The sequence below is a fragment of the Mesorhizobium sp. L103C105A0 genome (assembly GCF_000502215.1).
GTDB lineage: Bacteria > Pseudomonadota > Alphaproteobacteria > Rhizobiales > Rhizobiaceae > Mesorhizobium.
The window spans coordinates 356,895-374,044 of sequence record NZ_AYXF01000004.1 but is presented as its reverse complement, the minus strand read 5'-3'; the positions used below and the strand labels follow the sequence as shown (position 1 = coordinate 374,044).

Below are 17,150 nucleotides of genomic sequence, written 5' to 3'. Positions count from 1 at the left end.
AAAATCGTTCCTCGTGATTCGGCTCTGACAGGCCTCAAAGAAAGGAACGGCATGAGCAAGGCCCTCATTACATTCGCATTGGTCGCGGTGCTCACCGCATTGCTCATGGCGCTCAGCCTGGCGGTGGCCAGGCACGGCTATCCCTATGGCGCGATCGGCGTGAGGCGGCTGGACGGCATTGCCGATGCCCGCTCGTTCCTGCCGCTCGCCGCCGTCTATTTCTTCAGCGCCATGCTGATGATGATCCTGCCGATCCGCGCCGCCGGCATCGTCTTGACCCATGCTGCGGATGCGCTGTTCTGGGCGGTGATTGCCCTGTTCGCCACAATTGTCGGCTGTCTCGTCGCCCGCTGGGCTTTCGGCCAGAGCAGCGTGCTGTGGGCGCTCCTGAACTGGCGTTTCCTGTTCGCCGCGGCCATCGTTGGCAGCCATTTCACCATGAACGGGCTGCGCCGCAACATCCTGCTCAGGAGCTTGTTCTTCGTCATCTTCGCCGCGGCGACGCTGGCTTGCCTGTTCTGGACTTTTCCGACCTGACAGGGCCGCTTCATATTGTCCATCTTGAGGTCGCGGCTTTCATAGCCGCGCGCCATCGGCTATCCAGTCCGCAGCTAGATTTCAGCCCTCACAGTGTCGTCATTTGTCTGATAAATGATTCAGGCATACGGCACCGCCAGCGAACCAATACAAGGAAACCGCGACATGAGCCTGTTTCGTAAAAATCTGATCGATGGCGAGTGGGTGGGCGAGGCCGGCTCGCGCAACATCAATCCCTCGAACACGGGCGATGTCGTTGGCGAATATGCCTCGGCCGGCGCCGAACAGGCAAAGCAGGCCATAGCGGCGGCCAAAGCCGCCTTCCCGGCCTGGTCGCGTTCGGCGCCGCTGGTGCGCCACGCCGTGCTGAAAAAGGCGTCGGACGAGATCATGGCGCGCAAGGACGAGATCGGCCGCGCGCTGTCGCGCGAAGAGGGCAAGACGCTGGCCGAGGGCATTGGCGAGACCATCCGCGCCGCCCAGATCTTCGACTTCTTCGCCGGCGAGACGCTGCGCCTGTCGGGTGAATTGGTGCCCAGCGTGCGCCCGGGCGTCGGCGTCGAGATCACCCGCGAGGCCGTTGGCGTCGTCGGCATCATTACGCCATGGAATTTCCCGATCGCCATTCCCACCTGGAAGATCGCGCCGGCGCTCGCGCACGGCAACACCATCGTCTTCAAGCCGGCCGAACTCGTCCCTGAAAGCGCCTGGACCATCGTCGACATCCTGCACCGCGCCGGCTTGCCGAAAGGCGTGCTTAACCTGGTCATGGGCAAGGGCTCGGTGGTCGGCCAAGCCATGCTTGACAGCCCCGACCTCAACGCCATCACCTTCACCGGCTCGGTCGGCACCGGCAAACGTGTGGCTGCGGCCAGTGTGGAGCACATGCGAAAGTTCCAGCTCGAAATGGGCGGCAAGAACCCGATGGTCGTGCTCGACGACGCCGACCTCGCCACGGCGGTCGAATGCGCCATCAACGGCGCCTATTTCTCGACCGGCCAGCGTTGCACGGCCTCTTCCCGGCTGGTGGTGACCGAAGGCATTCACGACCGCTTCGTCGCCGCGCTCAAGGAGCGACTGGAAAAGCTCGTCATCGGCGATGCGCTCGATGCAAAGACGCAGATCGGGCCGGTCGTCGATGCGAGCCAGCTGAAGCAGGACGAGGACTATATCGCCATCGGCAGCCAGGAAGGCGCCAACCTCGCTTTCGGCGGCGAGCGACTCGATCGCGAAACGCCCGGCTTCTATCTCCGGCCGGCGCTGTTTACCGAGAGCACCAACGCCATGCGCATTTCGCGGGAAGAAATCTTCGGCCCGGTAGCCAACGTCATTCGCGTCAAGGACTATGACGAGGCGCTTGCGGTTGCCAACGACACGCCCTTCGGCCTGACCTCCGGGATATGCACCTCTAGCCTCAAGCATGCCACGCATTTCCGGCGCAATTCCGAGGCCGGCATGGTGATGGTCAATCTGCCGACCGCCGGCGTCGATTTCCACGTCCCGTTCGGTGGCCGAAAGGGATCGAGCTACGGCCCGCGCGAGCAGGGCCGCTATGCCGCGGAGTTCTACACCACGGTGAAGACAGCCTATACATTCGCCGGCTGATCGACGGGTGACCCGATGGCAGCGGCGAAAGAGGACCTGACCTGGCTCAACCCGCCGCCGCACCATGCCTTCGGCGATGGCATCGTGCATGTGCGCACCGCCGGGGAAACCGACTTCTGGCGCGAAACCTTCTACGGTTTCTGGCGTGACAATGGCCATTTCCTGTATCGGCCGGTCGAGGGTGACTTCAGCGCCGAAGTCACGGTCAAGGGCGACTACAAGGTGCTCTACGACCAGGCCGGGCTGATGCTGCGGCTGAGTGAAACGCACTGGATCAAGGCCGGCATCGAATACACCGACGGGCTGGCTTACTTTTCGGTGGTGGTCACCAACGACACCTCGGACTGGTCGCTGCTCAGCATTCCCACCGGCCCCGACGGCGTGCGCATCCGGCTGACCCGCCATGCCGAGGCGATCCGCATCCAATATCTTGATACCACCGATGGCAAGTGGAAGCCGGTGCGGCTGGCTTATTTCCCGATCTCCAAATCCGTCGATGTCGGCATGATGTGCTGCTCGCCGCAGCGCGAAGGGTTTGAGGTAACATTCTCCGGCTTTACTGTCGGCCCGCCGATTTCCAGGCAATTGCACGACTGACGGCCATATCGATGGCGGACTAACCGTCTGCCCGATGCTGGAAGAACTGCAAAAACAGCTCCCGTTCGGTGGTTATGTCGAGCTTCTCGTAGATGCGGCGGCGGTGGTTCTTCACCGTGCCGACGGCGATGCCGAGCCGTTCCGCGATGTTGGCGGTCGGATGTCCCGCCAGGATCAACTGAACCAATTCCCGCTCGCGCAGCGACAGTTCCGGCCACAGGCTCGCAGGAATGGTCGGCTCTTGCCGGGGCGAGGCGCCGGGGCCGGTCGGCGCCGATGTGCGGGAGAACTCGGTGCCGCGCGCCTTGATGTCGAGCGCATGCAAGGCCTCGAACACCGGCAGCCGCTCGTCCAGCAGGGCGATTTCGCTCTCCTTGAAGGTGGAGGTCGAGCGGTCGAGGAAGATGCCGAGGCACCAGTCGCCGCCATCGGCCAGCATGATGCCGACCTCGTCGCAGATCTCCGACTGCGCCAGGAAGCCGGCTATGTACTGGCCGCGTTTGGCTTCGTCGTCGGCAAGCCGCTTCAGCGGCAGGATGCCCAGCCGGCGTTCACGCCGCCACGAGGCATAGAACGGGTCGAAGACGTAGTAATTGTCGAGATAGCGCCGGACCATCTCGTCGGAGAAGCGCCGGTGCTTGATGAATTCCGGCGTCTGCGTCGCCGAATATCGGGTCACGGTGACGAGATCGTGCTCGATATCGGCGCCGATCAGGTCGATCAGGCAGTCGACATGCCTGTCCGTACCGGTGGCGGCAATCGCCCTGGCGAGCGGCCCCCAGATATTGCCCATGCGCATGCCCTTTTCTCGGCGATCCCGGTCCGGCGGACATTGTGTCTTTTGGCATATGGCGCAAGGCCGCCCAAGGAATCTAGCTTGAGCCATCCTACAGCAATCCTGAGGCGACCGTGACCCAACCCAACCTCACCAGCCCCATCGTCGGCAATCCAATCGTCATCGGCATCGACGCCGGCGGCACCATGACCGACACGATCCTTGTCGACCAGGACGGCCACTTCAAGATCGGCAAGTCGGCAACCACGCCGAAGAACGAGGCCGAAGGCTTCCTCGCATCGGCCGAAGACGCGGCCGACGCCTGGGGCATCTCGCTGGAGCAGCTGTTCTCCGGCGTCAACGTCGTGCTCTATTCCGGCACCGGCATGCTCAACACACTGTTGTCGCGCACCGGGCGCCGGCTTGGCCTGATCACCACCAAGGGTCTGGAAGACATGATCCTGATGGGTCGCGGCCTGCAGGCCTGGGCCGACTATTCCTATGCCGACCGGCTGCATGCGGTGACCCACCATCATCCCGATCCGCTGGTGCCGCGCCGTCGCACCCATGGCGTCACCGAGCGCATCGACCAGTTCGGCGACATCGTGCTGCCGCTCTACGAGCATGAAGTCGCGATTGCGGCCAGGAAGCTGATTGCCGACAAGGTCGAGGCGATCTGCATCATGACCATCTTCTCGCACGTCAATCCGGTGCACGAAAAGCGCATCGCCGAGATATGCCGCGAGGAGGTGCTGAAAGCCGGCGCCGACATCCTCATCTACACCAGCCACGAGGTCCGCCCGGTCATCCGCGAACAGTCGCGGCTGAACTCGGTGCTGATCGAAGCCTACGCGACGTCGCGCGGCCGCAAGCAGCTTAGGGGTATCGAGGACGTTTCGAAAAAATACGGCTTCAAATACGGCGTGCAGACGCTGCTGTCCTTTGGCGGCCTGACCTCAATCAACCATCCGCGCCTGCACGAAACCATGATTTCCGGCCCGATCGGCGGTATTCTCGGCGCGGCCTATGTCGGCAAGCTCATCGGCAACGACTCCCTGATCTGCTCGGACATGGGCGGCACCTCCTTCGACATGGGCGTCATTTCGCGCGGCCAGACGCGGATCGAGAACGAGCCGCTGATGGACCGTTTCAAGCTCAACGTGCCGACGCTGCATCTCGACACGATCGGCGCCGGCGCCGGCATGATCCTCAAGGTCGACCCGCTGACCAAGAAAGTCTCGCTCGGGCCGGAAAGCGCCGGTTCCGACCCCGGCCCCATCTGCTTCGCCAAGGGCGGCACTGAACCCACCATCGCCGATTGCGACGCCATACTAGGCCGCCTCAACCCGTATTATTTCCTCGGCGGCAAGGTCGTCTTGCAGGTCGAGAAGGCGCGCAAAGCGTTTGAGGAAAAATGCTCCAGCATCCTTGGCGTCGGTGTCGAGGAGGCTGCCGAAGGCATGATCGACATGCTGGAAGCCGATGCCAACAACGCGCTGCGCCGGGTCATCTCCGGCCAGGGCATCCATCCCTCGGAATTCACGCTGCTGTCCTATGGCGGCTCGGGTCCGCTGCATCTGGCCGGCTGCTCCAGGGGCATCGGCTTCAAGGACATCATCACCTTCCAGTTTGCCGCCGCCTTCTCGGCCTTCGGCTGCACCACCGCCGATTTCATGCGTCGGCATTCGGTCTCGACGCAGCACGACATCGGCGCCCGCGCAAGCGATGACGAGCTGCTCGCTTTCGGCAAGAAGGTCACCGACGTCTGGAATGATCTCACCAAGGCGGCGGTCGACGAGATGATCAGCGACGGCCATATCAGAGACAAGATCAAGACCGTGCCGTTCCTGATGATGCGCTACACCGGCCAGCTCGAGGATGTCGAGGTCATGGCACCGCTTGCCGAGGTCAATTCGGCTGACGACATGCGCAGGGTCATCGACGAGTTCGAGGCGGTCTACGCCAAGGTCAACCATCGCGTTTCGCGCTATGGCGAAGCCGGCTTCACCATCACCGAGCTCGGATTGATCGCCACCGCCGACAAGGTCAAGCCGGTGCTCTTGAAGCGCCCGCTCGGCAAGTCGGCCCCGGCAGCAGCGCACAAGGGCGTGCGCGAGGCCTATATCGGGGGACGCCGGCACAAGGCCAATCTCTACGAGATGGACCTACTGCAGCCCGGCCATGAGGTGATCGGTCCGGCCATCATCGAACATCCCGCCACCACGCTCGTTGTTCATCCGCAGGACCGTGTCCACGTCGATGAGTGGACGCTGCTGCATTACACCCATTCTTGAAAGGGCACCGCCATGTTGGACAGACCTGCCTCGGCCCTGCGCCTTCGCGAACGGCTGCTCGATTCAGAACGGCTGATGGAAGAGACCGGCTGCTATGACGGCATCACCGAGCTCACGCTACGCAACCAGGACCCGCTGAAATTCGAGACGCTGCACACCAAGCTGCGCGCCTATTGCGTCTCGGCCCGCGAAATGGCCCGCCGCATCTCGGCCTCGCCCGGCGTGCGCGAAGTCGGCGAAATGGTGGTGGCGATCTATACGCCCGAGGGCGATGCGATCGCGCTGTCCAACGGCATCATGGTCCACGTCCACACGATGAGCCGCTTCATCAAATGGATGATCAAGAACAATTACGAGGAAAACCCGAAGATCCGCGAAGGCGACATCTTCGCCAACAACGATGCTTTCATCGGCACCGTGCAGGTGCCCGACGTCATGGACGTAATGCCGATCTTCCATGAAGGCACGCTGGTCGGCTGGGCCGGTGCGGTCTGCCACGAGCTCGAAGCCGGCGGCATCACGCCCGGCGGCGACGTCTGCCTGGCGCAGGAGCGCTTCACCGAAGGCCTGTTCGTCTGCGCCGAAAAGATCGGCGAGAATGACGAGATCCGCCGCGACTACGTCATCCGCTGCGAGCGCAATCTGCGCATGCCGATCTACTGGGTGCTGGACGAGAAGGCCAAGGTCGCCTCCTGCATCGACATGCGCGAAAGCGTCAAGCAGCTGATCTCGGAGATCGGCCTCGACTACTGGATGAAGGTATCGAAGGAGTTCATCGAGGAGGGCCGTCGTGCCCAGCTCGCCCGCACCCGCCAGCTCACCGTGCCCGGCATCTATCGCGGCCACACCTTCTACGGCCATGTCACGGCGGGCAAGCCCGGCTTCCAGCTGCTTGGCGATCCCGACTGGCTCTACAACATCCCGATCGAGATGGAGATCACCACCGACGGCAAGATCACCATGGACTTCGAGGGCACGCAGCCCTGGGGCTACCATTCGATGAACTGCACGCCGGCCGGCATGGATGGAGGCATGTTCGTCACCTTGACCCAGCACATGAATTTCGAGGGCCTCGTCAATGACGGCGCCTGGATGGCGACCGAGCTGAAGCTGCCGCACGGCACTTGGACCAACCCCGACAATGAGATGGTGGCGACCGCCACATCCTGGGCGCTGCTGCTGCCGGCCTATGGCGTGTTCCAGCGCCTTTTGTCGCGCGGCTTCGTCGCGCGCGGCTTCGTCGAGGAAGCCTTCGTTGGCCAGGTCAACAGCCCGATGATTGAGATGGGCGGCGAAAGCCAGTACGGTACGCCGTTCGGCATGGCGCATTTCGAATGCGCCGCCGCCGGCTCCGGCGCGCTGGCCATCGCCGATGGCCTCGACACCGCCTATGTCGGCTGGAATCCGGAATCCGACATGGGCAACATCGAGGTCTGGGAACAGTCGATGCCGATGGTCTATATCGGCCGCTCGATCATGCCCAATTCGGGCGGCGCCGGCAAATATCGCGGCGGCTGTTCCTTCGTCTCGACCTGGCTGATCAACAAGACCTCGCACCTGCGACTGCACACCTCGGAACACTCCTCGCGGGTATTCGACAATGGCGGCATGTGCGGCGGCTATCCCGCGCCGACCTGCCAGAAGCATCGCGCGGTGCGCAACTCCAACATCCACGAACTGGCGGCAAAAGGCGAACCGCTCGCGCATGCCCCAGGTATCGATCCGCATGTCTCCGACTACGAGAAGAACATCGGCGGCGACCATGCCGTGGTCGAAGGCCCCTACATCACCTCGCCGCACAAGTCGGGGGACATCTTCAGCCATTCCTACAATGGTGGCGGCGGTTACGGCGACGTGCTGGAGCGCGATCCGGTCAAGACCGCCTGGGATGTCGAGAACGGTTTTCTCACCCGCCAGGCGGCGATCCAGATTTTCGGCATCGTGCTGAAGGACGACGCCGAGGGTTATCCGGTTGCCGATATCGACGCCACCGTCGAACGTCGTGCCGCCATGCGCAGAGAGCGTCTGGCCAAGGCGATCCCGGTTTCGGACTGGATCGCTGCCGAACGCGGCCGTGTCGAGAAGGCCGACTTCGCGCCCGAGGTGAAGAAAATGTATGCCAGCGCGATCAAGCTGTCGTCGCGCTTCACCAGGGATTTCAGCGATTTCTGGACCGTCGACGCCAGATCGATCTTCATGCCGGGAGCAAAGCCATGACCTCGTACAGCAAGGAAGTCCTCGGCGATCTCTCAGCCGGCAAGCTCCCCTGGCCTCAGACAAAGCGCATCATGAGCGCCTACAAGGACGACGACCGCTTCTTCAAGATGCTCGCCGTCTATCAGGACCGTGTCACCTGGAAGGACCCGATCCTGCTGCCGGTCTCGGATCACCTGTTCATCTGCCAGAGCGGCGACGAGCGCATCACCCGTTGCGAATGCGGCCACTCCTTCGGCGACTACCGCAAGAACTGGAAGCTCAAGGCTGCGATCAACGTGCGAAACACCGAGGAAGCGCTGCGCGAGATCTATCCCAACAGCGATATCCCCGATCCGCAATGGATGGAAATCCGCGAATTCATCTGTCCGGAATGCGGCACCATGCACGAGGTCGAGGCGGCGGCACCCGGCTATCCGATCGTGCATGATTTCGAACCCGATCTCGAAGGCTTCTATCGCGAGTGGCTGGGCAAACCGCTCTAGCGACGTGGTGACCAGCGCTGCAGGCAAGGTAGCGCTCGTCACCGGGCTGGGTCTAAGACTATCGCATCAAACATCGTATCGGAGATTCACTGCCCATGACAGACCTTTCCGGCCGCAGCGCGATCGTCACCGGCGGGTTTTCCGGCATGGGCTTCGCGATTGCGACGGCGTTGGCGCAAGCCGGCGTCAATGTAGCGGTCGGCTCCTACATCGCCCCCGCCGGCGCCGAAAGAACCGACGCCGCCTACTATCCCGGCGCAGATGAAATCGAGCGCGTGCGGTTGGCCCTGTCTGCCCACGGCACCAGGGTTTATGCCGCCCATCTCGATGTCCGCGACAGCGAGGTGACCAACCGGTTTGCGGCTGACGCGCAGGCCGCCATCGGCCCGGCCGACATACTGGTCAATGCCGCGGGCACCACCGCCGAACAGCCGGTCTGCGGCCATTCCGACGCGCTGTGGAACAAGATCGTCGACACCAATCTCAGCGGAGCGTTCCGCGTCACCCGAGCTGTGCTGCCCGGCATGATCGAGCGCGGCTGGGGCCGTATCGTCAACATCGGCTCGACAGCGGCTTCCGTCGGCTGGAAGGACAACCCGGCCTATTGCGCCTCGAAGGCCGGGCTGCTCGGCCTTACCCGCTGCGTGGCGCTGGAAGGCGCCGCGCACGGTGTCACCTGCGTCATGATCAGCCCGACCTGGGTCGAGACCGAACTGATGCGCCGCAACGTGGCGCAGGTGGTCGAGCGTGAGGGCAACGGCAGAACCGCCGAGGAAGCGATGGCCGAGATCGCCAAGGGCAATCCCCAGCAGCGCATGCTGCAGCCGCAGGAAATCGCGGCTCTAGCCGTGTTCCTGTGCTCGGATCTGGCCAAGGGCATCACCATGGAAAACATCCAGATCACCGGCGGAGCGCTGTGGTAGCGGCCACAGTTTGAATTTTCGAACGAGCGAGCCGCATTAACGCCATTTGTCGGTTGCATGTTCGTTTTGGCCCTGCCTGCGGCAACTTTACCCCTCGCGGCAAATTTACCATTGAGTGACAGGCGATAGAGGTTATATTGTGCACTGCACAATGGATGCCCGCTGATCGGGATCCGGCAAGGGCAGGTTCCGGCGATCGCGCATGACGCAGAAAAGCCGACCATGGGCGCTTCAGCCCAGCTGAAAGGCGGCAGCATGAGAAATCCGGTACGGATATGAAGATCCCGAAATCCATTCTGATCGATCCGGACAACAACAAGGCCTATGCCGCCTTCGCCGTTGCGGTGTCGGTCTTTGCCTTCGCCTACTCCACCAATTTCGGCCAGATCCTGATCCTCGCCTACTATCTGGTATGGCTGCCGCTGCTGTTCGTCGACTACCGGCGTTTCGCCCGCGATCTCTCCAGCGCCTGGCTGCCGCTGCTGTTTGCGGCCTATGTCTGTCTGTCGCTGTTCTGGTCGCAAGCGGCCGGCACCAGCGCGCGGGCGGGGCTGCAATATTTCTCCCACATGCTGTGCGCCTACATCGCGGCGCGCACCATCAGCACGCGCACGCTGGTGCTGGGCTCGCTGATCGGCATCTTCATCGTGCTGCTGTATTCGCTGAAGGTTGGCGCCTATGCGCTCGACACTATCGACGGCACCACCAATTTCGTCGGCGCCTTCGGCTCCAAGAACCAGATCGGCTTCTTCGCCTCGCTCGGCATCTTCTTCTGCTTCGCTTTTCTGGCCTTCTACCGGCGCAACTGGATGAGCTTCGTCTGGACCGCGCCGATCATCCTGCTGTCCGTCTATATGCTGGCGATCGCCCACTCGGCGACGTCAGTCGCTTCGCTTCCGGCGGTGATCGGTGTCGTTGCCTTGCTTGCCATGAGCAAGGTTCTGTCACGCCGCTACCGCCGCGTGCTGTTCGTCGTCGGCGCTACGGCGCTGGTGGGCGGTGTGATGGCTGCGCTGAACCTTGGCTTGCTCGATGTCGTGCTCGGCATCTTCGGCAAGGATTCGACGCTGACCGGCCGCACCTATCTCTGGGAACAGGGCTGGGCCGCCGCGCAGCAGCGTCCGGTGCTCGGTTATGGCTATGCCGCCTACTGGATCCAGGGTTTTGCCGATCCGGAACGGCTCTGGGCCGAGTTCTACATCTCCACCCGCACCGGCTTCCATTTCCACAACACCTATATCGAGACGCTGGTCGAGCTCGGCTTCATCGGCGTGACGATGCTGGCGCTGATCATCCTGCGCTCCTTCTGGGGCCATGTTTCGAAGGTGGTGTTCGGTGACTGGAGCGCCGATTCGGTGGTGCTCGCCGGCGCGGTCGGCATGATGCTGATCCGCTCCTTCTTCGAGGTCGAGATCCTCGGCCCCTATTTCATGGCCTCGTTCATCGTCTATTACGGCCTGTTCAAGCTGCGCCCGGTGCCGCTCGCCAGGGCAAGGCGGGCCTATGTTCCGGTGCCGGACGAGAACACCGCCAACGGCCGCATGCCGGCGCGCGTCTGACTTGCTTATCTCAGGCGACGGCGCGCTTGCGCAGCATCAGCCGCTGCAGGAAGCGGCGCAACGGCTCGTCATAGACGCGCGTGGCGATGTCGGCGATGACGATGACCGAAACCGCCATGACGATGCCGAACCAGGGATGATGCGCGAACGGGTCGATCGCTGCGGCCTTGCCCGCCCCGGCGATGATCATCAGCAGCGGCGTGTGGATGATGTAGATCGGGTAGGAAATCCGCCCCAGCCAGCCATAGAGGCCTGACAGGCGCGGCGCCGTCGGCGCAATAGTGCCGACCACCACCAGCGCCGGGAAAACAAAGACGACGCAGGCGAGATCGTAGGCGACGCGCGCGCCGCCGGCCGGCGCGATGGCAAAGACGATGAGCGTCAGCGCGATCGCACCCTCGACCCACCAGCCGCGCCGCAGGAAGCCGAGCCCGCTTTGATAGCGTGTCATGGACCGGCAAAGCAGCACGCCCAGGAAGAACGAGAAACAGACGCGCGGCAGGCCGCTGATGATGGTCGAGCCGGTCATGCCGAAGTCGAGGGTGCCGGCCACGATCGAAGCGATGACCAGCAGCACCAGGCTGACGGCGATGAGCACGGTCAGCACGCGTTTCGTCAGCAGGAAGAAGACGGCGACATAGGCGATGTTGACGATCAGCTCGAAGAACAGCGACCACGACGCGGGGTTGAGCGGAAAGATCGTGTGATAGGCATCGCTGACCAGCGGGATGAAGAACATGCCGGTCGTCAGCATGGTGCCGATCTCGGAGATCGGCATGTATTCCGCCGGAATCAGCCGGTTCTTGACGATGAGATAGAAGAAACCGAGCAGCGTGCCGGCGAGGTAGAGCGGGTAGAGGCGTATCAGGCGGATCGCCAGGAACGTGCCGAAGCCCATGCCGTTTTCGATCTTGCGGTCATAGGCATGCGCGATGACGAAGCCGCTGAGCAGGAAGAACAGGTCGACCGCCAGATAGCTCGACGGCAGCACCTTGCCGGCGGCCAGGAACGGCGAGAAGTGGTAGAGCATGACGCTGATCGCCGCGACGCCGCGGATGGCATCGAGATTGAGGTAGACGTGGCGCGGTGCGGCGGGCTGCATGGAATGCCTTCAAGCGGTCGAAAAACGGAAGTTCCCGCCCGCACCCTGGCGCGAACGAGCCGAACTGGTTCCTCCCGCCTCCATCGCGCGGGCCTCGCCGAGCGAGCCCGAGCGCTAGAGCAATTCCGGGAAAAGTGGGAAACGGTTTTCCGTCCGGAATTGCTCCAAACAAACAGGTTACTGGCTGGCCGTCGGCGCCAGCTTCACCTTGATGACGTCGCCCGGCAGCACCGGCGTATCTTCCTTGGCGTCGATCTCGCTGGTCTTGCCGTCGGTCACGCGCACCAGCGAATAGATGAGCGCCGGCTCTTCATTGTTGTTTGTGATGGCGGCGGTCGTGGCCGGGTCCGATGCTTGGGCCATCAGGCCCTGTTGCATGTTGACCCTGAGTGCGGCTTCGTTGAGGTCTGCTTCGACCTGCTGCCGGTCGGCGGCAAGTCTCGAGTTCAACGTGTTCTGGGCATCGATGGCATCCTGCGTCGCCTTGCTGACCGACTGCTTGGCGGTGAGGATCGCCGTCTCATAGTCCAGGATCTTGCCCTGCAGATCGGTGACCGACTGTTGCGAGGAAAGCAGGCGTGCGTTGGCGACCAGGCCCTTTTGCGCCAGCGGACCGATACTGTCCGCCTGCTGCTGCGCCAGGTCGACCTGCTTTTGCTGGTTGACGATCTTTTTCTGCAGCGCCTCGATTTCGGACTGCAGGACCCCCTTCAGATCGTCAAGCGCCTGCAGCTTCAGCTTCAACGCTTTCTGGTCGGAGATCAGGATCTGCATTTCGTCGGCGACGATTGTCGCCAGGCGCGGGTCGCCCTCAACTTCCTTAGGCGCCTCGAAACTCTCCTTGCCGGCGAGATCGGCATCGATGCGGGCACGCTTGACGATCAACCGCACGCGCTGGTCGTCATAAATGTCGAAATTGCCCTTGGCGGTGATCAGGTCCTTGCCGAGCTGGGTGCCCAAATCGGCGTTGCGCCGGATGCCGCCGGCGATGCTGATCGCCTTGAGCACGGTCAGCTCCGGCACATAGGGAAACTGGCCAGGCGTCTGGATCTCGCCCGAGATGTAGAACGGCCGGAACTGCACCATTTCCACCGAGGCTTCCGGCTTGTCCGACAAGGCAAGCTTGCGCTGCAGGGCGACGCTGATCGCGGCCGCAACCTCCGACGTGGTCTTGCCGGCGGCCGGCAGTTCGCCGACGAACGGCACCGACAAATTGCCGGCTGGACCGACCGAATATTCGCCGTTTACCGCCGACCAGTCACGGAACGTGCCTTCCACCGTCTGCCACTCGGCGACGCGGATGTTGAGCTTGTCCTGCGAGCCGAGCCGGTACTCGTCGGCCATGGCCGGAACCGCGAGTGACAGAGCGAGGCACGTGGCGACGAGCCGTGCCGGCCGCATCGGGCCGGCAAGGCGAAAATACGCTGATATGTCTGTTTTCAACTGACGTTTCCGATCCGTTTTGGCCCCATCCGCCCGATAGGCCTGCTGCCGAGTGCCTCCTTCGGAACCTGGCAGAACACTATGGCTGCAATGCGAGACCGGCCCATCGCCGAATAGCTTTGGACCGGATTGGCTTCGGGCCGTGCCGGCCCGATTGCTGACCAGTTGCGGTCGGTCAGTAGGAACCGCGCGACATCCACACCGCGGGCACGGTCTTGAGGATGATGCGAACGTCTTCGAACAGCGACCAGTTCTCGACATAGTGACGGTCGAACGCGACGCGACTGTCATAGGAGACATCGTTGCGTCCGCTGACCTGCCAGAGCCCGGTCAGGCCCGGCCGCGACTTCAAATAATAGACCGCGGCGCTGCCGTAGATCTCAAGCTCGTCGCGCACCACCGGGCGAGGCCCGACAAGGCTCATGTCGCCCTGCAGGATGTTGATGATCTGCGGCAGCTCGTCGAGGCTGAGCTTGCGCAGAACGGCGCCGACGCGGGTGACGCGCGGATCGTTCTTCAGCTTGCGGGTCGCGATCCATTCGGCGTTGGCTTCCGGATTGGCCGCGAGATAGGCGGCCAGCACACGTTCGCCGTCTTCGACCATGGTGCGGAACTTGAGGCAGGGGAAAATCCGCCCACCGCGTCCGATGCGCTTGTGGCCGTAGAAGATCGAGCCGCCGTCGGAAAGCTTGACCAGAAGGGCCACCATCAGGAACAGCGGGCTAAGCGCCACCAAGCCGACAAGTGAACCGAAAATATCGAAACTGCGCTTCAGCAGCCCGCCGATGGGTGGCGGAAAATCTACGCCGACATGCGAAAATGCCGCATTGGCCGACTTGGCAACGTCCCTCATGCAAAAGCTCCATACGTTGAACGGATGGTTTATGCCACGATACCAAAAAAATGCTGCAGCGCAACACACAATTTCCCATATGGCTGAAATAGTCACGTCAGGAATTGACTAAATAATAAACCCTCCTTGCCCAAATTTTGCCCTTTATGGCGGGTTTGTGACGAATAATTAGCAACCCTAGGAAATGTAATGCCTTTTTTCGGCGGGTTTTGGGCAAATCGTCCTTTGCCGCAGAGGCAACGGCTTTAAACGATTTTCGAATCACTCGCTTTGTTAAATTAATCAAGTAAAATACTAATCAACATTGTAGATTCTACTGTAGTATAAAGCGCATGACGAGTTAGGCCACCACCCCTGCGTGTGCATCGCAGCATGGCGGAGTCCAAGCCGTCGCCAAGCCGAAAATTATTGCTGGTTGCCCTTGCCGTCAGTTTCGCGCCTTAATAGAGTCGCAAATTATTCCTGATAGAGTCTGGATGGGTTGGGAAGGCCGGAAGCAACCGGCCGAAAAAGAGCAGCTAAATAAGCTCGCATGGCGAATGGGGAGATACTCGGGTGGGTAAGTCATCGCTTTTGCATGCTCGGGCCGGTTGACGGGCCGCCGAACATGTCATTACCAAAATTCGTCATTGGAATGGTTTTCGCCCTCGCGATCGTGGTCGCGTGGTCCTATGTCGACGGCGCGACGGTCACCACAACAGTGCTTCGCGTCATCGGCTGCGCTGTCCTCATCCAAATCGGTTATTTCCTGCTGGTGTATGTGATGATCGCCAGGAGCGCGCCGACATCGGCCGACAGGGCTCGCGACGCCGAAAGAAGCCTCGGCGCCGACAAGGCGGTTGAAGGCGAGAAGCTCTCGGCGAGGCGCAGCGTGCATTGAACAGTCTGAAGCCGCAAGGTCGGCCTCGGATCATCTTGCAGCCGGACTCAGCCTGCTTCGGCCGGCTCGGGTTCCGATTGCTCGCCTGAAAGCATTTTCGACAGGCGGCTGCCGGCCTTCGCTTTCAACCTCTGATATTGCCCCACTTCGACGATTCGTCCGTTTTCGACTGCAACCACCCAGTCGGCGAAGGCGATCATCGATGGCCTGTGCGCAATGGTCAGGATCGTCATCGATCCGCGCAAGCCGTCGATCGACTTGGCGATCAGGGACTGGTTCTGCCAGTCGAGCGCGCTGGTCGCCTCGTCGAGAATGAGCAGCGAAGGTTTGCGCAGCAGCGCGCGCGCCAGCGCGATGCGCTGGCGTTCGCCGCCCGAGAGCCGGACGCCGCGGTCGCCGACCACCGTGTCGAGCCGCAACTCCAGCCGCTCGACGAAGTCGGCGCCATGCGCAGCGCGCAGTGCAGTCCACAGCTCCGCGTCACTGGCTTGCGGCGCGGCAAGGCGCAGATTGGCGGCGATCGTATCGTGCAGCAGGAACACGTCTTGCGGCACATACGCCACCTGGTCGCGCCAGCGCCGGCGGTTGGCGGCGCCGATCTCGACGCCATCGGCCAGGATTTTGCCCTCGCTCGGTTCGAGCAGGCCAAGCAGCATGTCGGCAAGCGTGCTCTTGCCCGATCCTGACGGACCGATCAGCGCCGTTACCTTGCCGGCGGGTAGGCCAAAGGTGACATCGCTCACCACCGGCTTGCCGCCCGCCTCATAGGCAAAGGAGACATTGCGTATGTTGAGCCCGACATCGAGCGACAGCTTGGCATCCGATTCGAGGTTTGCCGGCTCGCGCTCGGCATCGAAACGCGCCTGCATATCGCGCATCGAGGCATAGGCCGGCAGATTGATCAGCACCTGCTGCGCCTGCATCTGCATGTCCATGAAGCGCGGCGCAATGCGCATGAACACCAGAAGCAGGACAACGATCTCGGCCAGCGAGAGGTTGAAGCGGACCAAAGCGACATAGATGAACAGGCTCAGACCAATGACGCTGGCGACCTGGAACAGAGCGGTGCCGATGGTGCTGTTGCGGACATAGTTGATGTTGTCGGCCTTCATCTTCTCCAGCGTCGCGTGAAGCTGCGCGTAATAGGTCGCCTCGACATTCAGGCTCTTGGCCACCTTGATGCCGCCGAGGAACTCCGAGACCGTTCGGTACTGCTCCTGGCGATTGCTGGTCAAAACCCGGCCGAAGGCGCTGGCTCGTGCCCGAAACGGCTGCAGCGCCAGGAAGGTGACGATGCCGACGACAATGGCAAACGCCGTCATCACTGTCGAAATGAACAGCGAGACAACGAGATAACCCGCCAGAAGCACGGCGATCTGCACCAGCATCAGCAGCGAGAACGCCGCCGACTGCACGCGGTCGATATCGCCGGTCAGCGCATGGTCGAGATCGGAGCTGCGCATGCGCGCGAATATCCCCCACCGCGCCTTGCCGATGCTCTCGAACAGGTTCATGCGCAGGCGATTGATGAAGTCGAGCAGCAGCCGCGCCATGTAGACGGATTTATAGCGGTTGAACGCTGCCTGCAGCGCGACAAGCCCGACCAGCAGGCAAAGCACCGTGGTCAATTGCAGCGTTCCGTCCGGAGCCAGCCAGCGCACCCAGTCGCGGTCAGGCAACCTGACCGCGAAATTCTGCTCGGGTCGCCCGACCAGATGCAGCAGCGGCACCAGAAGCAGGATCGAAATGCCTTCGGTCAGGCTTCCCAGGATCAGGAACAGCAATGCCGTGAAGGTCCTGCGCCCGCCGATCCGGGCCATGGCGGCGCCGAAACCGGCGACATCGCGGTAAAACGAAAAGCGCAGGATCTGCGATGCGGCCAT

Annotated in this window: 14 protein-coding genes; 9 read left to right on the top strand and 5 right to left on the bottom strand. The window is 62.3% G+C overall.

All coding sequences use genetic code 11. The annotated features are described in order from the left end of the window. Nucleotides 1–51 precede the first annotated feature (51 nt). From X727_RS149425 to X727_RS149435, 3 genes are all read left to right on the top strand, one after another. Nucleotides 52–537 carry a hypothetical protein gene (locus X727_RS149425; protein WP_023834391.1) on the top strand — a complete coding sequence of 162 codons (486 nt, stop codon included), beginning with the start codon at nucleotides 52–54 and terminating at the stop codon, nucleotides 535–537. 165 nt (nucleotides 538–702) lie between these two features. Next, the gene (locus tag X727_RS149430; RefSeq protein ID WP_023746609.1) at nucleotides 703–2,142 is read left to right on the top strand and encodes an aldehyde dehydrogenase family protein; all 1,440 of its coding nucleotides are present in this window, start codon (nucleotides 703–705) and stop codon (nucleotides 2,140–2,142) included. Nucleotides 2,143–2,157: 15 nt separating this feature from the next. Next, nucleotides 2,158–2,739 carry a DUF1349 domain-containing protein gene (locus X727_RS149435; RefSeq protein WP_023738080.1) on the top strand — a complete coding sequence of 194 codons (582 nt, stop codon included), beginning with the start codon at nucleotides 2,158–2,160 and terminating at the stop codon, nucleotides 2,737–2,739. A 19-nt stretch (nucleotides 2,740–2,758) separates the two neighbouring features. Here the strand turns inward: X727_RS149435 and X727_RS149440 are convergent, their stop codons facing one another. Further along, the gene (locus X727_RS149440; RefSeq protein WP_023834390.1) at nucleotides 2,759–3,538 is read right to left on the bottom strand and encodes a helix-turn-helix transcriptional regulator; all 780 of its coding nucleotides are present in this window, start codon (nucleotides 3,536–3,538) and stop codon (nucleotides 2,759–2,761) included. Between the two features lie 110 nt (nucleotides 3,539–3,648). Here X727_RS149440 and X727_RS149445 point away from each other — a divergent pair, with 110 nt between their 5' ends. The 5 genes from X727_RS149445 (at nucleotide 3,649) to X727_RS149465 (ending at nucleotide 10,989) form a co-directional block, all read left to right on the top strand. After that, nucleotides 3,649–5,808 (top strand): hydantoinase/oxoprolinase family protein, encoded by a 2,160-nt coding sequence (locus X727_RS149445; RefSeq protein WP_023834389.1) that lies wholly within the window; start codon nucleotides 3,649–3,651, stop codon nucleotides 5,806–5,808. Between the two features lie 12 nt (nucleotides 5,809–5,820). Beyond that, on the top strand, nucleotides 5,821–8,025 hold the full coding sequence (locus X727_RS149450; protein WP_023745193.1) for a hydantoinase B/oxoprolinase family protein: 2,205 nt from the start codon (nucleotides 5,821–5,823) through the stop codon (nucleotides 8,023–8,025). Next, nucleotides 8,022–8,507, top strand: a complete 486-nt coding sequence (locus tag X727_RS149455) for an acetone carboxylase subunit gamma (protein WP_023745194.1) — start codon at nucleotides 8,022–8,024, stop codon at nucleotides 8,505–8,507. Before X727_RS149450 ends, X727_RS149455 begins: the two co-directional genes overlap by 4 nt. 95 nt (nucleotides 8,508–8,602) lie before the next feature. After that, nucleotides 8,603–9,430: an SDR family NAD(P)-dependent oxidoreductase gene (locus tag X727_RS149460; protein ID WP_023745195.1), complete on the top strand. Its 828-nt coding sequence runs from the start codon at nucleotides 8,603–8,605 to the stop codon at nucleotides 9,428–9,430. Nucleotides 9,431–9,705: 275 nt separating this feature from the next. Beyond that, nucleotides 9,706–10,989 (top strand): O-antigen ligase, encoded by a 1,284-nt coding sequence (locus tag X727_RS149465; RefSeq protein ID WP_023689977.1) that lies wholly within the window; start codon nucleotides 9,706–9,708, stop codon nucleotides 10,987–10,989. Nucleotides 10,990–10,999: 10 nt separating this feature from the next. Here the strand turns inward: X727_RS149465 and X727_RS1000000165615 are convergent, their stop codons facing one another. The 3 genes from X727_RS1000000165615 to X727_RS149475 all read right to left on the bottom strand — a co-directional run bounded on the left by X727_RS1000000165615 (nucleotide 11,000) and on the right by X727_RS149475 (nucleotide 14,387). Then, a complete protein-coding gene (locus tag X727_RS1000000165615; protein ID WP_023696958.1) occupies nucleotides 11,000–12,091 on the bottom strand; it encodes an acyltransferase in 1,092 nt (363 codons plus the stop codon). Nucleotides 12,092–12,268: 177 nt separating this feature from the next. Continuing rightward, a complete protein-coding gene (locus X727_RS149470) occupies nucleotides 12,269–13,492 on the bottom strand; it encodes a polysaccharide biosynthesis/export family protein (RefSeq protein ID WP_032885928.1) in 1,224 nt (407 codons plus the stop codon). 217 nt (nucleotides 13,493–13,709) lie between these two features. Beyond that, nucleotides 13,710–14,387, bottom strand: coding sequence for a sugar transferase (locus tag X727_RS149475; RefSeq protein WP_023668816.1), 678 nt, complete (start codon nucleotides 14,385–14,387; stop codon nucleotides 13,710–13,712). Between the two features lie 607 nt (nucleotides 14,388–14,994). Between X727_RS149475 and X727_RS149480 the strand changes: the two genes are divergently transcribed. After that, nucleotides 14,995–15,267 carry a hypothetical protein gene (locus X727_RS149480; protein ID WP_023668815.1) on the top strand — a complete coding sequence of 91 codons (273 nt, stop codon included), beginning with the start codon at nucleotides 14,995–14,997 and terminating at the stop codon, nucleotides 15,265–15,267. 47 nt (nucleotides 15,268–15,314) lie between these two features. Here the strand turns inward: X727_RS149480 and X727_RS149485 are convergent, their stop codons facing one another. After that, the gene (locus X727_RS149485) at nucleotides 15,315–17,150 is read right to left on the bottom strand and encodes an ABC transporter ATP-binding protein (protein ID WP_023834388.1); all 1,836 of its coding nucleotides are present in this window, start codon (nucleotides 17,148–17,150) and stop codon (nucleotides 15,315–15,317) included.

Excerpts from the sequence above, each read along its gene's own strand:
- X727_RS149425 (WP_023834391.1), top strand. The coding sequence starts at position 52 with ATGAGCAAGGCCCTCATTACATTCGCATTGGTCGCGGTGCTCACCGCA.
- X727_RS149430 (WP_023746609.1), top strand. The coding sequence starts at position 703 with ATGAGCCTGTTTCGTAAAAATCTGATCGATGGCGAGTGGGTGGGCGAG.
- X727_RS149435 (WP_023738080.1), top strand. The coding sequence starts at position 2,158 with ATGGCAGCGGCGAAAGAGGACCTGACCTGGCTCAACCCGCCGCCGCAC.
- X727_RS149440 (WP_023834390.1), bottom strand. The coding sequence starts at position 3,538 with ATGCGCATGGGCAATATCTGGGGGCCGCTCGCCAGGGCGATTGCCGCC.
- X727_RS149450 (WP_023745193.1), top strand. The coding sequence starts at position 5,821 with ATGTTGGACAGACCTGCCTCGGCCCTGCGCCTTCGCGAACGGCTGCTC.
- X727_RS149455 (WP_023745194.1), top strand. The coding sequence starts at position 8,022 with ATGACCTCGTACAGCAAGGAAGTCCTCGGCGATCTCTCAGCCGGCAAG.
- X727_RS149460 (WP_023745195.1), top strand. The coding sequence starts at position 8,603 with ATGACAGACCTTTCCGGCCGCAGCGCGATCGTCACCGGCGGGTTTTCC.
- X727_RS149465 (WP_023689977.1), top strand. The coding sequence starts at position 9,706 with ATGAAGATCCCGAAATCCATTCTGATCGATCCGGACAACAACAAGGCC.
- X727_RS1000000165615 (WP_023696958.1), bottom strand. The coding sequence starts at position 12,091 with ATGCAGCCCGCCGCACCGCGCCACGTCTACCTCAATCTCGATGCCATC.
- X727_RS149470 (WP_032885928.1), bottom strand. The coding sequence starts at position 13,492 with ATGCGGCCGGCACGGCTCGTCGCCACGTGCCTCGCTCTGTCACTCGCG.
- X727_RS149475 (WP_023668816.1), bottom strand. The coding sequence starts at position 14,387 with ATGAGGGACGTTGCCAAGTCGGCCAATGCGGCATTTTCGCATGTCGGC.
- X727_RS149480 (WP_023668815.1), top strand. The coding sequence starts at position 14,995 with ATGTCATTACCAAAATTCGTCATTGGAATGGTTTTCGCCCTCGCGATC.
- X727_RS149485 (WP_023834388.1), bottom strand. The coding sequence starts at position 17,150 with ATGGCCGCATCGCAGATCCTGCGCTTTTCGTTTTACCGCGATGTCGCC.